The sequence below is a fragment of the Rhodococcus sp. BP-349 genome (assembly GCF_019835845.1).
Taxonomy (GTDB): domain Bacteria; phylum Actinomycetota; class Actinomycetes; order Mycobacteriales; family Mycobacteriaceae; genus Rhodococcoides.
In genome coordinates this window covers 400,265-413,838 of the sequence record NZ_JABUDR010000001.1, presented here as the reverse complement: position 1 = coordinate 413,838, position 13,574 = coordinate 400,265, and the positions used below count along the sequence as shown (strand labels likewise).

The following is a 13,574-nucleotide window of genomic DNA, read 5'->3' as shown; positions in this document are numbered from 1 at the left end:
TCCTCAGATTGCGCGTCCGAATCGAGTCTCACGTGCCGGATCGGCGATCTGACTCACGGACGACGAGGCCCGCTCACAGTGGCGCGACCGTTCCGGATTCTCACCGGATTCCCCTCGCCAGCACGTCGCAGGTACTGACCTGCCGGGTCATGGTCGCACAGTTGTTCACCGACCGGCCTCCGGCCTGCCCGCAGGTTCTCCCGACCGGCCTCCGGCCGCCCGCCACCATCCCGACCGGCCTCCGGCCTGCCCGCAGGTTCTCCCGACCGGCCTCCGGCCTGCCCGCAGGTTCTCCCGACCGGCCTCCGGCCTGCCCGCCACCATCCCGACCGGCCTCCGGCCTCCGGCCTGCCCGCCACCGTCCCGACCAGCCTGCTACCAGGTGAGCTCGTCGCGGCAGGTGGCACCGTGCACCGCGGGCTCGACCTGCACGGTGGCGTGGTCCAAGCCGTAGGCCGAGAGCACTTCCTTCCCGCGGGCCAGCATCACCGATCCGGAACCGTCCGACGTGATGTGCACCGTGGCGACGTCCATGCCGGTGGTGAGGGTCCAGACGTGCAGGTCGTGCACGTCGACGACTCCGGGCAGCGCCCGCAGGTCGGCCTCGAGCGCACCGATGTCCACCGACGACGGACTGGCCTGCGTGAGGATGCGCAACGACTGGCCGGCGAGCGAGAGTGCCCGCGGCACCACCCACAGCGAGATGGCGATACCCACGACGATGTCCGCCCACGTCCAGTCGAACGCGAGGAGCAGCACGCCGGCGACGAGCACTCCGACGCTGCCCACGGTGTCCGCGAGCACCTCGAGGTAGGCCCCGCGCACCGCGATGGAGTCCTTCGCGTCGGCGCGGATGAGGAGCATGACGACGATGTTGGCGACGAGTCCCGCGGCGGCCGTCAGCACCATCGCGAGGCCCGGGATGTCCGGCTGGTCCCCGATGCGGCGGATCGCCTCCACGAAGATGAACACCGCGACCCCGAGCAGCAGCACCGCGTTGGCGACAGCGGTGAGCACCTCGGCCCGGTGCCACCCGAATGTCCTTGCGGCGGAATTGGATCCGCGCCGGGCCATGGTGAGCGCGATGAGCCCCATCGACATGCCGATGATGTCGGTGAGCATGTGCCCGGCATCGGCGAGCAGGCCGAGCGAGTTGATGATCAGGCCGACGGTCAGCTCGAGGGCGAAGAACGCGACGAGCACGAACCACGCGATCCCCATGCGTCGCAGCCGCCCGGTGCCGGCTGCACCTGCCGCCGGTGTGTGCGCATGTCCGTGCCCCGCTCCCATGATCGAGACCATACATGCGAATGTGTGCATATGGGGAGTCACGCTTCCCGCAGGGGTTCCGTACTCGAGGAGGGGTTGCAGCGTCCGCGGGAACACGGAACGGCCGCGGGAACCCAGAGACCTCCGGCGTCAGCGGAACGCGATGGCCATCCCGGCCGCAAGCAGACGCCGTAGCCGTTCGGGATGACGCAGGTCGTCCCACGTCCACCGCACCACATGGCAGCCGAGCGCGCGGAGGGCGTCCTCGCGCAGCTTCTCGTCGATCACCGACTGTGCTCCGCCGCGATACTTCATCAGCCCGTCGAACTCGCCCACCAGCCGACCGTCCCAGTCGAAATCGGTGCGGGCCACGATGCGACCACGATCGTCGAGGAAGCGATGCTGCAGCCTCGGCGAGGGAATCTCGGGCCACTGCATCATCAGGGCTCGGCTCCACGATTCGCCGATGCTCTCGGTGAGAGGGCTCGCGAGGTCCACCGCGCGGCGGGCGGTGGCGATCCCGCGACGGCGCCCGAGCCGTGCGAGGCACTCCTGCAGATCCGGCGCCTCCGTGCGGAGTGCGGACTCGACAGCGCACAGCGCACGATCGAGTCCCACTGTGCACGCGATGTCGAGCGCCGTCCGCGTCGGCGTCGTGACCTGCACACCGTCGACGGTGGTGACGTCCAGCAGGGACAGTGGCACCCGGTGCTCGGCGACCTTCCTCGTCGACGCACCACCTCCTCGACCGTCGACGCTCACGTGCACCCGGGCTCGGTCGGGAGCGAGCAGTGGGAGCCGATGCAGCGCCGCCGCGGACTCGTGACTGGCGACGGCCACCGCGGTACGTCCCGCCATGACTCCGAGCACGCGCAGGCGGTAGCGCTCGTCTGGTGATGCCGACGCCCACTCCGAGCCGGGGCCGTAGGAGCCGCGGCTCACGCGGACCAGTTCGCCGCGCCTCACCAGACCGCGCAGCGCCGCATCGGTCACGTCACCGGTCGCGCGGCGGTGCAGGTCCATGACGGTGAGTGTCGATCACGCGCGGACGGGGACACGCCTTCCTGTCGCCCGCCTGTGGAGCATCCTCGTCCTGTGTACCTGCAGCTCCCGCAGGGCTTCCGTACTCGAGGAGGGGTTGCAGCGTCCGCGGGAACACGGAACGCCCGCGGGAACCCTAGTAGTCGAGCTCCGGCGGCACGGCGGGGTGGTCGACGGTCGGAGGCAGGGTCGCCAGCGCGGAGATCCGCGAGAGCCCCGCCACCTGGAGCAGGTCGACGACGATGGACCGGATCTGCGCGAGCACCACCACCGCCGACAGGCCGGCGTCCTGCATGAGCTCCGCCTTCGCACCGACCGCCACGTGCCGGAGAACCCGCGCCGCCTCGGCTCGGTCGGGTTGCTCGCCGGGATCCGCGAGCATCATCTTCCGCACAACCTCGGTGGCCTGCGCGAGCTTCTCGACCAGGTCGACCAGTCGGGGGTCGAGAATCTCGTCGTCACGCACCAGGGACAGGGAGCGCCGAGCGAGCACCCGGATGTTGCGCACCGCGTTGTCCAGCGGGTCCGCCGTCGCGGCGAGCTCGGCCAGACGCTGCTTGCTGTTCCAGTACAGCGGGGAGATGCGGCTGATCTCACGCCCGCCCTTGAGGTCGGTGCGCATCGTGTCGATGGCGGGTTGGGTCGCGCGCGCGGCCTTCAGCGCCTTGGCGATCGGTTCCGCGTCGTTGGCCACGAGACCGTCCGCGACGAGTTGGAGCACCCGGCCCGACGTGGCGATGACAGTGGCCGCGTCCTTGCGCGCGCGGCGCACGGGATGCGTGGGCACGACCGCGACGACGGCGAGTCCCACCAGTCCGCCGATCAACGCGTCGACCATGCGGTTGAATCCGCCGGCGTTGCCGGGCGGGATGAGCGTCGCCACCAGCACGGCCGACGACCCCGCCTGCATCGCGATGATGGCGCCGCTGTCGAGGAAGACCGCGGTCGACATCGCGAGCGCGACGACCAGGGCAATCTGCCACGGGCCGGTCCCGATGAGGGCGATGATCGCGTCACCGACACCGATGCCGACCGTGACGCCGACGACGAGTTCGGCCGAGCGTCGCATCCGCGCCCCGAGGGACACGCCGAGCGAGACGACGGCCGCGATCGGCGCGAAGAACGGCGTGACGTGCCCGACGACCTCCGTCGCCACGAACCACGCGATGCCCGCGGCGAGCGCGCACTGGATGATCGGCAGCCCGGAGACACTCAGTCGCCGCAGCGACGCGTCGATCCGCGCAGAACCGCGGGTGCGCAGGCCGAGATGCGGGGCCGTGAATCGTGGGTAGCTCCCGAATCGGCCCATGAAGCCGGTACTAGCCGACGCCGAGTGCGTCCGCGGCGCGCGGATCGCAGTCCTCGAGCAGGTCGAGGCAGCGCGCGTACTCGTCCGTCTCCCCGATCGACTGCGCGGCGCGGGCCAGGACGGCCACGCAGCGCAGGAAACCACGGTTGGGCTCGTGGCTGTACGGCACGGGTCCGAAGCCCTTCCAGCCGTTGCGACGCAACTGATCGAGCCCGCGGTGGTAGCCGGTGCGCGCGTAGGCGTACGCGGTGATGGTGCGGCCGTCGGACAGGGCGGCCTCGGCGAGGTAGGCCCACGCGATCGACGCGGTGGGGTGCGCCGCGGCGACCTCCTCGGGGGCCGTGTGGTTCAGCAGAGCGGACTCGGCCTCGTCGTCGCCGGGCAGCAGGGTGGGCTGGGGACCGAGGAGATCACCGAAGGAAGTCATGGAGACAGTCTCCCACGGAGCGCGCGAGAGACGTCGGGCGCTGGATAAGGTGCACGCGTGTCCCCGGATAACTCGCACCCCGCCGCACCGCGCCGCATCGAACCCCGCGCCTCGAGTCCGGCGGCACCCTCGCACGGACGGCGGCGCGGCCCCTGGATCGCGGCGGCCCTCGTGGCGGTTCTGGCGATCGCGGGTGTCGTGGCGTTCGCACTGCTGCGCGGCGGCACGAGCGTGTCGGGCCCCAGCGACGACGAGAAGATCCGCACCTCGATCGACACCTTCACCACGGCGCTGCGTGACGGCGACCTGACTGCTCTGCGCGGCGTCACGTGCGGCGCGTTGGCGTCGTTCTACGGCGGCATCTCCGACGCCGACTTCGCCGCGACGCACGACGCCGCCGTCGCCTCCGGAACGGTCCCGGTGGTCCAGAGCGTCGACACCATCCAGATCTCAGAAGCGGCGGAGCCGCCGGGGCAGATCACCGAGGCGGAACCGCCGGATCAGACGACGGCGATCGCGCAGGTCACCGCGCGCACCGAGGGCGCGGAGCCCTCGGCGCGCACGTTCGACCTCGCGCTGGACGGCGAGACCTGGAAGGTCTGCGCCTGACCGCGCTCGTGGGGTCAGCCTGCTGACACACTCCGACCGGCGGACTTCAGGTCGTTGCACGCCTCGACGACGCGCGCCGTCATACCGGCCTCGGCCTTCTTGAGGTAGCTGCGCGGGTCGTAGGCCTTCTTGTTGCCCACCTCGCCGTCGACCTTCAGCACGCCGTCGTAGTTGCTGAAGAAGTGGCCGGCGATGGGCCGGCTGAACGCGTACTGGGTGTCGGTGTCGACGTTCATCTTCACGACGCCGTACTCGAGGGCCTCCTCGATCTCGCTCTTGGCCGAGCCCGATCCGCCGTGGAAGACGAAGTCGAAGGGCTTGGAGCCTGCAGCGAGTCCGAGCTTCTCGGTGGCGACGCGTTGACCGTCCGCGAGTACCGACGGCTTGAGCTTGACGTTGCCCGGCTTGTAGACGCCGTGGACGTTGCCGAACGTCGCGGCCAACAGGTAGCGCGATCCGGCATCGCCGGCACCGAGCGCCTCGACCGTCTTCAGGAAGTCCTCGTTCGAGGTGTACAGCTTGTCGTTGATCTCCGCCTCGACGCCGTCCTCCTCGCCGCCGACCACGCCGATCTCGATCTCCAGGATGATGCGGGCGGCCGCGGCCCTGGCCAGCAGATCCTTGGCGATCTCGAGGTTCTCGTCGATCGGCACCGCGGAGCCGTCCCACATGTGCGACTGGAAGAGGGGGTTCTTCCCGGCGTCGACGCGTTCCTGCGACACCGCGAGGAGCGGACGCACGTAGGTGTCCAGCTTGTCCTTGGGGCAGTGGTCGGTGTGCAGCGCGATGGTGACGTCGTACTTCGCGGCGACGACGTGGGCGAACTCGGCGAGCGCGACGGCGCCCGTGACCATGTCCTTCACACCGAGGCCGGACGCGAACTCCGCGCCACCGGTGGAGAACTGGATGATGCCGTCGCTGCCCGCGTCGGCGAAGCCCTTGATGGCCGCGTTGACGGACTCGGATCCCACGCAGTTGATGGCGGGAAAAGCGAACTGGTGTTCCTTGGCGCGGCCGAGCATCTCGGCGTACACCTCGGGAGTTGCGATCGGCACGAAGAAACCTCCACGGTGAGCGAACGGGGCACCTGATCAGGTGCGGTCACTAGCAGTATGTCAACCGAGGTGACGACGGTCGCGCCCTGCCCGATCTACTCGCCGGTAGTTGCTGAGAGTTGCTCGTGAGTTGTACTACCAGCCACTCGGCGTGCGGGTATCGACTGCTCTCGCCGGTACTGTGGGCGCTTGTGACTACCGTGGCCGCCTCCGTGACCGACCTCGCCCTGCTGCCGGGGTTCCTCGATCCCGTCAACCTGCTGAACTCGTTCGGCACCTGGGTCCTGGTCGGTCTGCTGCTGGTGGTGTTCATCGAGTCGGGCCTGCTGTTCCCGCTGCTCCCAGGCGATTCGCTGCTGTTCACGGCCGGTCTGATCGCCGCGTCGAAGAGCGCGGAGATCGAGCCGTTCGCACCGCTGTGGGTGCTGTTGGTGACCATTCCGATCGCCGCGGTGCTGGGTGATCAGGCGGGGTATCTCATCGGCAAGAAGGCCGGCACGGGCCTGTTCACCGACGACGCCCGCTTCCTCAAGAAGCGCTACATCGACGAGTCGCACGCGTTCTTCGAGAAGCACGGCCCCATCACCATCTTCCTGGCGCGCTTCGTACCCATCGTGCGTACGTTCGCGCCGGTCGTGGCCGGCGCCTCGGGCATGCGCTACCGCACGTTCATCACCTACAACGTCGTCGGCGGCATCGTCTGGGGCTCGGGTGTGACGCTGCTCGGCTACCTGCTGGGCCAGATCGCTGTCATCCGCGACAACGTCGACATCATCTTCCTGCTCATCGTCGCCGTTTCCGTCCTGCCCATCGCCTGGGAGGTCGGCAAGCGGATCATCTCCTCGCGCCGCACCCCGCTCGGTGAGGCCGTCGACGCGTTCGACGGCAAGCTCGACGGCAAGGTCGAGCCGTCCACGTGGTCCGAGCCGGCCCAGAGGTCGGACACTGCTCAGCGGTCGGAACCAGCTCAGTGGTCCGAGCCCGTCCAGCGCACCGAGCCCGCTCCGCGCGACTCGTCCTCGTAGATCGGTCCCCCGTTCATGCTTCTCGCCGGTAGCACCGTGCTCGCCGAAGGCGGCGCGATGGGATTCCTCGAATCGGCCGGGCCCACCCTGGTCTGGCTCATCGTGGTGTCCTTCGTGTTTCTCGAGTGCGCCGTCATCGTGGGCCTCTTCCTTCCCGGCGACTCGCTGCTGATCACCGCCGGTATCGGACTGGCCGCCCACGCCTCGGGCACCTCGCACGTGTGGGCGCTGTCCGCGGGCGCGTTCCTGGCCGCCATCGCCGGTAATCAGGTGGGGTACATGATCGGTAAACGCACCGGTCATCGCCTCGTGGCGCGTAAGAACGGCAAGTACGTCAACACCGCGAATCTGGAGAAGGTCAACCGACTCCTCGAGAAGCACGGTTTCTGGGCGGTGCTCGTCGCGCGCTGGATCCCGTGGGTGCGAACCCTGTGTCCGATGGTCGCCGGTGCCGGTGGGATGAACCACCGCCGCTACACCATCGCCAGCACCCTGGGTGCGCTCATCTGGGCACCCGTGCTGCTGCTGATCGGCTTCTACTTCGGAGCGGTGCTCGACAAGGTGTCGTGGCTGTTCCCCACCGTGCTCACGCTGATGATCGTCTCGATCGTGGTCGGCACCATCTTCGGTCTGTACCAGTACCGCAAGGAGATGAAGAAGCCGGTGGAGACCACCGAAGTTCACGATCTCTGAAGTGCACGACCTCTGACGTCTGACGTTCAGCCGAGGCTGTGCGCCGCCTCCATCAACATCCAGCCGCCGAGCTGGACGGAGAAGTCGCGCTCCGGTACGGACGACGACGTGACGGTGCCGGCGCTGAACCGGGCGATCGACGCGCCGAACGAGGGCAGCTTGGCGATGGCGGACCAGTCGCTGCCGAACAGAGGCAGACCCTCGATCGACAGGCAGTTGTCCCATGCGGCCTCCGCCGACGCCAGCACGATGTCGGCGGCGACCGAGCGCGCCTCGTGGTCCTCGTCGTAGTCTCCGGGCAACGACGTCGCCACCAGCGCGAGGTAGCGGGCGAGGATCCCGTTGAACAGGCCGCCGTCCCCTCCCCCGCCGCCGACGATCACACCGTCCTTGGTGAGGTGCTGCTGCACGGCGGCGACGAGTCGATGCACGCGCTCGCGGTGCTTGTCGTCACCGAGGCTGATCGCGAGTTCGGTCTCGGCGCCGAGCACGACGCCCTGGCAGTAGGAGTAGATCGGCGTCTCGACACGGCCGTCGGCGTGGATGCCGTCGAGCACCAGATGGGTCGTCGGATCGACGAGAGTCGCGTCGATCCAGTCGGCCATGGCCTGGGCGCGCCACAGCTTGCCGGTCCGTGCGAGCAGCACCGCCGCCGGGCCGTTGGCCGGCACGTTGAAGAAGTCGCTCTTCCTGGACCAGCGGATACCGCCCCCGTGCGCCGGATCCCAGGCGTCGAACAGCTCCGACTCCAGGGCCGCGATCGCGGTGCGATTGTCGACGAGGTGCAGACGTTGTGCTCGCTCGAGGGACAGCCCCAGCCACGCCATGTCGTCGTAGTACGAGTTGGTCCAGCCGGTGAGGTTGCGCAGCCGGTGCGTGCGCGCGATCCGGGCCAGCCGTCGTCGGCGGCGCGCCGACGGCGCCCGCTCCTCGGCGTCGACCACGCAGTCGATGAGATGTGCCTGCCACCAGTAGTGCCATCGGAAGAACAACCGCTCACGTCGGACCGGCGGCCATGCCACGACACCCAGCGCCGTTCCCGGCAGTCCCCACAGACGGCGGACGTGGCGAGAGAAGACGGCCTCCTCGGCGGCATCCGCCCTGGAGGACCACGTGTCGTGCATGGTTCGATCCTGCCAGTACCCCTCGGCTCGGAAGCCGTCGGGCACGGTCACCAGGCCAGGTCGGGATCCGCGTGCTGCCGGATCCAGGCGTGCATCGTGATCCCGGCTGCGACACCGGCATTGATACTGCGGGTGGAGCCGAACTGCGCGATGGACACCGTCATCGACGCGGCGGCGCGCGCGCCGTCGGTCACGCCCGGGCCCTCCTGACCGAAGAGCAGAAGCGCATTCCGCGGGAGAACGGCAGTCTCGAGCGGGACGGACCCGGGCACGTTGTCGACGGCCACCACCGTCAGACCGGCCTCGGCGGCATAGGCCATCAGTCCGCCGACGTCGGCGTGATGCTCGATGTGTTGGTAGCGGTCGGTGACCATCGCACCGCGACGGTTCCACCGTCGACGCCCGACGATGTGCACCGCGGCGGCGCCGAACGCGTTGGCCGTGCGGACGACCGTCCCGATGTTGGCGTCGTGCGCGAAGTTCTCGATGGCCACGTGCATCGGATGCCGGCGCGTGTCCAGGTCCGCGACGATGGCCTCGCGCGTCCAGTACCGGTACGCGTCGACGACGTTGCGCCGATCCCCCTCGTCGAGGAGTTCCGGGTCGTAGCGGGGATCGGTGGGCCGAGGCCCGTCACGCTCGACGTCCCAGGCGGGTGCGCCGCGCGGGTGCTCACCCCACTCGGTGGCACCCGCCTCGTCGCTGCGGTCGTTCTCGGTCAACTCAGGAATGGGACAGACGGCGGTTGACCTCGCGGGTCAACCAGACCGGGGAGAACCGCGAGCCCATGGACAGCGCCTTGGACGGGAGCCCCACCGGGAAGTGCACCTTGTGATAGATCCGCTTGGCGGGCTGCGTCGACTTGAAGATCGCGTCGGCGACGTCCTGCGCGGTGAGCTTGATGCCCAGCGAGCCGGTGGTGCCGGTCTGGATCCCCTTGGTCATGGCGGTCTGCACGAAGAGCGGCCACATGGCCTTCACGGCGATGTCGTGCTTGTGCCACTCGAGGTCGAGCGCCTCGGTGAGGCCGCGCACCGCGAACTTGGTCGCGCCGTAGGTGGCGAGCTCGGGCTGGCCGTAGATGGCGGAGGCCGAGCACAGGTTCACCACCTGGGCGCCGCGCGTCTTCTTCAGGTACGGGAAGGCCTCGAGCAGCCCGTTCAGCACGCCGCCGACGTTGATGTCGAACTGCTTGCGATGCGTCTCGATGGCCTGCTCGGCGAACTGGCCCGCGATGAGGATGCCCGCGTTGTTGATGAGCACGTCGAGTCGCCCGCCCGCCGCCTCGTCGAACTCCTTCAGTCGCTCGGTGAACTGCGCGGTGTCGGTGACGTCGAGGATTCCCGTCGTCGACGTCGAGCCCTTCGCCGCGATCTCCTTGGCGAGCGAGGCCAGCCCCGTCTCGTCGATGTCGTACGCACCGACGTGGTACCCGGCGGCGGCGAACGTGAGTGCGGTGGCCCGCCCGATGCCGGCTGCTGCGCCGGTGATGAAGACAGTGGAGCGGGAAGACCGGAGGTCGGCCGGAGTAGGTTGAGACATGTCTGAAGAGTAAAGGGTCGGGCTGAGCTGCAACAGAGCGGTGAGCCGAAAACTTACCGCCGAGTAGCTTCCGGCGTCCTCGGAGGCGCTCACGGGAGGGATCCGAGTCGATGGACCACGAGAGAGTGGGTCGGGCGGTGGCCGTGGTCACCGCCATCTACGTCGTCGTGCTGGCGGTCTGGGCGCTCGTGCTGCTCCCCAAGGCCCCGGACGGCACCGTTCCGTATCAGATCGCTGCGCTGGTCGCGGGCTTCGGCGCGGCACTGGGACTCGCGATGATGGCTGCCGGGCGCCCGACCGCCGACGAACGCCGCATGCGCGACCACGGGCTCGAGGGGTGGGCCGTCGTCGACGAGGTACGGGAGGTCGGAGCCGAGACGGAGGTCGACCTCACGATCACCGTGCCCGGGTCGGGGTCCTACCCGGGCACCGTCCGACGCACGGGGTCCGTCCGGTACGAGGTCGGCGCGACCGTTCCCGTCGTCGTCGATCCCGACGACCGGACGCGGATCCGGTTGTGACACCGACCGACTCGACCCGGCACCACACCGTTCTCGACACCCCGGTGGGTCCTCTCACCGTCGTGCGCACCGGGACGGCGCTGTCGGGCGTCTACTTTCCCGGTCACCGTCCGGCACCGGCTCCCGGCCGGATCGGCACCGCCCGGGCGGACGGGTTCGACGAGATCCGCGATCAGTTGGCGGAGTACTTCGGCGGCCGGCGCCGCCGCTTCGACCTCGAGCTGGCCCCGGTGGGCACCGAGTTCCAGAACGAGGTGTGGGCCGCGCTCCGGACGATTCCCTACGGCGAGACGTGGACGTACTCCGCTCTGGCCGTCGCCGTCGGCCGGCCCACCTCGGTGCGAGCGGTGGCGTCGGCCAACGCCCGCAATCCGTTGTCGATCGTCGTGCCGTGCCACCGCGTCATCGGAATGTCCGGCAGCCTCACCGGTTTCGCCGGCGGCGTCGAGCGCAAACGCCTGCTGCTCGATCTCGAGTCGGGCACCCCGACACTGTTCCCGTGAGGGGGTCGACGAGCGCGTACTGAGCGCCGATGTAGGTCGCGAGCACCGCGACCTCGAGGACGTCGCGCAGGCGCGCGTCGGACGTGGTCCGCCGCACGAGCACCATGCCGTCGGAGACGGTGAACAGCGTCGATCCGACGACGGCACGGGTACCGCCGTCCGCACCGAGAACGGACATGGCACCGAGGGCGACGCCGTAGGCCATGGAGATCGGTGCAATGGCCGGGGCGCGTCTCGTGGCCAGCACGGCGCCGCCCGCCCATCCCGCCGCTCGAAGCAGAGCATGGTGCGGTCGCACACGAGAACCGTTGCGATACAACAGCACCGACCAGCAACCCTGCATGACGGCGAACGACGACGCCCCCGCGGTGAACCGGCGATCGTCGTCCGGATCGATCATCGCGACGTCGCCGAGCGTCGCCGCCGAGAGTCCCGCAGCCAGCAGTGGCGAGCGGTGGGCGCCGGACCGCACCGCGAGAATCGGCATGAGGAGCGGCTTGCACACCGCCTGCACGACGGGTCGATGTGTGGCGGCACCGACGATGGTGCCCGCCGCAGCGACGGCGTAGGCCAGGGCCGTGGCCCTGCGGACCAGCGTGGCGGACGACCCGGACTGCATGGTCGACACCGTAACCGACCCCACACTGGATTTCGATAGTTAGCTTATGTAACGTTAAGCGGGTGCAGACGATGATGCGAACCGACGAGCTACGGACCCTGCTGTCCGAACTGGTCACCACGACCTCGCGCTTCACCCGGCTCGCGGCCTCGGTCGCGCCCGCGGAGCATCCCCGTACGTGGTCGCGCGCCCTCTCCCTGCTCGACGAGTACGGCGCGATCCGGATCAGCGAGTTCGCCCGCCTCGACCGATGCTCGCAACCCTCGGCGACGGCCTTGCTGCGCACGCTCCACGAGAACGGACTCGTCGACCGCATGACGGATCCGACGGACTCCCGCGCCGTGGTCGTCTCGATCTCGGACCGCGGACGCACCTGGCTCGCCGACTCGCGTCGCGCCATCGGCGACGGACTGCTCCGCCACCTGGGCGAGCCCGATCCCGACCAACTCCGACGCATCGTCGAGGGCCTCGACGACCTGCGCGCGGTCCTCAAGAACACAGCACGAAAGGAACACCCGTGACGACGATCGAGGAGAAGAAGGACGCGTCCCAGCCGAGCCTTCTGCAGCAACCGAAGGCCGTGTGGGCAGTGGCGTTCGCCAGTGTCATCGCCTTCATGGGCATCGGCCTCGTCGATCCCATTCTCAAGCCCATCGGCGAACAGTTGGACGCGACACCATCGCAGGTGTCTCTCCTGTTCACGTCCTACATGCTGGTGACAGGCGTGGCCATGCTCGTCACGGGCGTCGTCTCGTCGCGCTTCGGCCCCAAGAAGACGCTGCTGGCCGGTCTCGCGATCATCATCGTGTTCGCGGCGCTCGCGGGCTCGTCGAGCACCATCACCCAGATCGTCGGCTTCCGCGCCGGCTGGGGACTGGGCAACGCACTCTTCATCGCGACCGCCCTGGCGACCATCGTCGGCGCCGCGAGCGGTGGCGTCGCGCGGGCCATCATCCTGTACGAGGCCGCACTGGGCATCGGTATCGCCACCGGCCCGCTCGTCGGCGGCGTCCTGGGCAGCATCAGCTGGCGAGGCCCGTTCTTCGGCGTCGCCGTCCTGATGGCCGTGGCCGTCGTGCTGCTCGTCGTCATGCTGCCGGAGGGCGAGAAGCCCACGCACCGAACCTCTCTCGCGGACCCTTTCCGCGCACTGCGGCACCGCGGGCTGCTCACGGTCGGCATCACGGCACTGCTGTACAACTACGGATTCTTCACCCTGCTCGCCTACACGCCGTTCCCGCTCGACCTCGGCACCTACGCGATCGGCTTCATCTTCTTCGGCTGGGGACTCGCACTCGCGGTGGCCTCGGTGTTTCTCGCGCCGCGCCTGCAGCGCCGGTTCGGGACGCTGAACATGATGATGCTGGCACTGCTCCTCTTCGCAGCCGACCTCGCCGCGATGGCTCTGTTCACGGAGAGCAAGCCGGTCCTGATCGTGTGCGTCGTCCTCGCCGGACTGTTCCTCGGCGTCAACAACACGCTCATCACCGAGACCGTCATGATCTCGGCGCCGGTCGAACGGTCCACCGCCTCCGCGGCCTACAGCTTCGTGCGGTTCGCCGGTGGTGCTGCCGCGCCGTACCTCGCCGGCAAGCTCGGTGAATCCAATGTGCACGTGCCGTTCTGGGTGGGCGCCGCCTGCACATTCCTGGCGATCGGTGTCCTCGCGACCGGCCGGAAGGTCCTCGCACATGTCGACGACCACGACCCCGCTCCGCACAGCGTCGACGAGGCGGCAGCGCTGACAGTGGGCGACTGACCAGGGAAAACTTAAACACACCAGTCACTTTCATCACATCAGTCCCGTGAGCACCAAAGGTCACACTTCGATGACGAA

At 69.0% G+C, this 13,574-nt stretch carries 16 protein-coding genes and 1 riboswitch; of the genes, 7 read left to right on the top strand and 9 right to left on the bottom strand.

Annotated features, from left to right (window positions below; genetic code table 11):
* Positions 1 to 24: 24 nt before the first annotated feature.
* Positions 25 to 154: riboswitch (cobalamin riboswitch) on the bottom strand.
* 221 nt (positions 155 to 375) lie between these two features.
* The 4 genes from HQ325_RS01965 to HQ325_RS01950 form a co-directional block, all read right to left on the bottom strand.
* Entirely contained in the window at positions 376 to 1,290 is a 915-nt protein-coding gene (locus HQ325_RS01965) for a cation diffusion facilitator family transporter (RefSeq protein WP_222626482.1), read from the bottom strand.
* 129 nt (positions 1,291 to 1,419) lie between these two features.
* Complete coding sequence (locus tag HQ325_RS01960; protein WP_222626481.1) at positions 1,420 to 2,292, bottom strand: hypothetical protein; 873 nt, start codon at positions 2,290 to 2,292, stop codon at positions 1,420 to 1,422.
* 154 nt (positions 2,293 to 2,446) lie between these two features.
* Positions 2,447 to 3,619 (bottom strand): aromatic acid exporter family protein, encoded by a 1,173-nt coding sequence (locus HQ325_RS01955; protein WP_222626480.1) that lies wholly within the window; start codon positions 3,617 to 3,619, stop codon positions 2,447 to 2,449.
* A gap of 10 nt (positions 3,620 to 3,629) precedes the next feature.
* Positions 3,630 to 4,046, bottom strand: a complete 417-nt coding sequence (locus HQ325_RS01950; protein ID WP_222626479.1) for a DUF3151 domain-containing protein — start codon at positions 4,044 to 4,046, stop codon at positions 3,630 to 3,632.
* Between the two features lie 57 nt (positions 4,047 to 4,103).
* On the opposite strand from HQ325_RS01950, the gene HQ325_RS01945 reads away from it, so the two are divergent.
* Positions 4,104 to 4,655: a hypothetical protein gene (locus HQ325_RS01945; protein WP_222626478.1), complete on the top strand. Its 552-nt coding sequence runs from the start codon at positions 4,104 to 4,106 to the stop codon at positions 4,653 to 4,655.
* Between the two features lie 14 nt (positions 4,656 to 4,669).
* On the opposite strand, the gene fbaA is transcribed toward HQ325_RS01945, so the two are convergent.
* On the bottom strand, positions 4,670 to 5,710 hold the full coding sequence (fbaA, locus tag HQ325_RS01940) for a class II fructose-bisphosphate aldolase (protein WP_204869798.1): 1,041 nt from the start codon (positions 5,708 to 5,710) through the stop codon (positions 4,670 to 4,672).
* 191 nt (positions 5,711 to 5,901) lie between these two features.
* Here fbaA and HQ325_RS01935 point away from each other — a divergent pair, with 191 nt between their 5' ends.
* Together HQ325_RS01935 and HQ325_RS01930 are read left to right on the top strand one after the other, a co-directional pair.
* Positions 5,902 to 6,735: a DedA family protein gene (locus HQ325_RS01935; RefSeq protein ID WP_374107177.1), complete on the top strand. Its 834-nt coding sequence runs from the start codon at positions 5,902 to 5,904 to the stop codon at positions 6,733 to 6,735.
* A 15-nt stretch (positions 6,736 to 6,750) separates the two neighbouring features.
* On the top strand, positions 6,751 to 7,428 hold the full coding sequence (locus tag HQ325_RS01930) for a DedA family protein (protein WP_051613508.1): 678 nt from the start codon (positions 6,751 to 6,753) through the stop codon (positions 7,426 to 7,428).
* Positions 7,429 to 7,454: 26 nt separating this feature from the next.
* Here HQ325_RS01930 and HQ325_RS01925 read toward each other — a convergent pair whose 3' ends face one another.
* The 3 genes from HQ325_RS01925 to HQ325_RS01915 are packed head-to-tail and all read right to left on the bottom strand — an operon-like array spanning position 7,455 to position 10,094.
* Entirely contained in the window at positions 7,455 to 8,552 is a 1,098-nt protein-coding gene (locus HQ325_RS01925; RefSeq protein ID WP_222626477.1) for a glycoside hydrolase family 76 protein, read from the bottom strand.
* Positions 8,553 to 8,599: 47 nt separating this feature from the next.
* A complete protein-coding gene (locus tag HQ325_RS01920) occupies positions 8,600 to 9,274 on the bottom strand; it encodes an RNA methyltransferase (protein ID WP_261777622.1) in 675 nt (224 codons plus the stop codon).
* 1 nt (position 9,275) lies between these two features.
* Positions 9,276 to 10,094: an SDR family oxidoreductase gene (locus HQ325_RS01915; RefSeq protein ID WP_222626476.1), complete on the bottom strand. Its 819-nt coding sequence runs from the start codon at positions 10,092 to 10,094 to the stop codon at positions 9,276 to 9,278.
* A gap of 110 nt (positions 10,095 to 10,204) precedes the next feature.
* On the opposite strand from HQ325_RS01915, the gene HQ325_RS01910 reads away from it, so the two are divergent.
* Both HQ325_RS01910 and HQ325_RS01905 read left to right on the top strand, forming a co-directional pair.
* Positions 10,205 to 10,615: a hypothetical protein gene (locus HQ325_RS01910; protein WP_027506420.1), complete on the top strand. Its 411-nt coding sequence runs from the start codon at positions 10,205 to 10,207 to the stop codon at positions 10,613 to 10,615.
* A complete protein-coding gene (locus HQ325_RS01905; RefSeq protein WP_222626475.1) occupies positions 10,612 to 11,118 on the top strand; it encodes a methylated-DNA--[protein]-cysteine S-methyltransferase in 507 nt (168 codons plus the stop codon). The genes HQ325_RS01910 and HQ325_RS01905 overlap by 4 nt, the downstream gene beginning before the upstream one ends.
* On the opposite strand, the gene HQ325_RS01900 is transcribed toward HQ325_RS01905, so the two are convergent.
* Positions 11,039 to 11,737, bottom strand: coding sequence for a lysoplasmalogenase (locus HQ325_RS01900; RefSeq protein ID WP_222626474.1), 699 nt, complete (start codon positions 11,735 to 11,737; stop codon positions 11,039 to 11,041). The genes HQ325_RS01905 and HQ325_RS01900 overlap by 80 nt on opposite strands.
* Before the next feature lie 71 nt (positions 11,738 to 11,808).
* On the opposite strand from HQ325_RS01900, the gene HQ325_RS01895 reads away from it, so the two are divergent.
* Together HQ325_RS01895 and HQ325_RS01890 are read left to right on the top strand one after the other, a co-directional pair.
* Positions 11,809 to 12,258, top strand: a complete 450-nt coding sequence (locus HQ325_RS01895) for a MarR family winged helix-turn-helix transcriptional regulator (protein WP_222626473.1) — start codon at positions 11,809 to 11,811, stop codon at positions 12,256 to 12,258.
* Complete coding sequence (locus HQ325_RS01890) at positions 12,255 to 13,496, top strand: MFS transporter (RefSeq protein ID WP_222626472.1); 1,242 nt, start codon at positions 12,255 to 12,257, stop codon at positions 13,494 to 13,496. The genes HQ325_RS01895 and HQ325_RS01890 overlap by 4 nt, the downstream gene beginning before the upstream one ends.
* Positions 13,497 to 13,574: the final 78 nt, after the last annotated feature.

Excerpts from the sequence above, each read along its gene's own strand:
- HQ325_RS01950 (WP_222626479.1), bottom strand. The coding sequence starts at position 4,046 with ATGACTTCCTTCGGTGATCTCCTCGGTCCCCAGCCCACCCTGCTGCCC.
- HQ325_RS01930 (WP_051613508.1), top strand. The coding sequence starts at position 6,751 with ATGCTTCTCGCCGGTAGCACCGTGCTCGCCGAAGGCGGCGCGATGGGA.
- HQ325_RS01960 (WP_222626481.1), bottom strand. The coding sequence starts at position 2,292 with ATGGACCTGCACCGCCGCGCGACCGGTGACGTGACCGATGCGGCGCTG.
- HQ325_RS01900 (WP_222626474.1), bottom strand. The coding sequence starts at position 11,737 with ATGCAGTCCGGGTCGTCCGCCACGCTGGTCCGCAGGGCCACGGCCCTG.
- HQ325_RS01925 (WP_222626477.1), bottom strand. The coding sequence starts at position 8,552 with ATGCACGACACGTGGTCCTCCAGGGCGGATGCCGCCGAGGAGGCCGTC.
- HQ325_RS01910 (WP_027506420.1), top strand. The coding sequence starts at position 10,205 with ATGGACCACGAGAGAGTGGGTCGGGCGGTGGCCGTGGTCACCGCCATC.
- HQ325_RS01895 (WP_222626473.1), top strand. The coding sequence starts at position 11,809 with ATGATGCGAACCGACGAGCTACGGACCCTGCTGTCCGAACTGGTCACC.
- HQ325_RS01915 (WP_222626476.1), bottom strand. The coding sequence starts at position 10,094 with ATGTCTCAACCTACTCCGGCCGACCTCCGGTCTTCCCGCTCCACTGTC.
- HQ325_RS01955 (WP_222626480.1), bottom strand. The coding sequence starts at position 3,619 with ATGGGCCGATTCGGGAGCTACCCACGATTCACGGCCCCGCATCTCGGC.
- HQ325_RS01965 (WP_222626482.1), bottom strand. The coding sequence starts at position 1,290 with ATGGGAGCGGGGCACGGACATGCGCACACACCGGCGGCAGGTGCAGCC.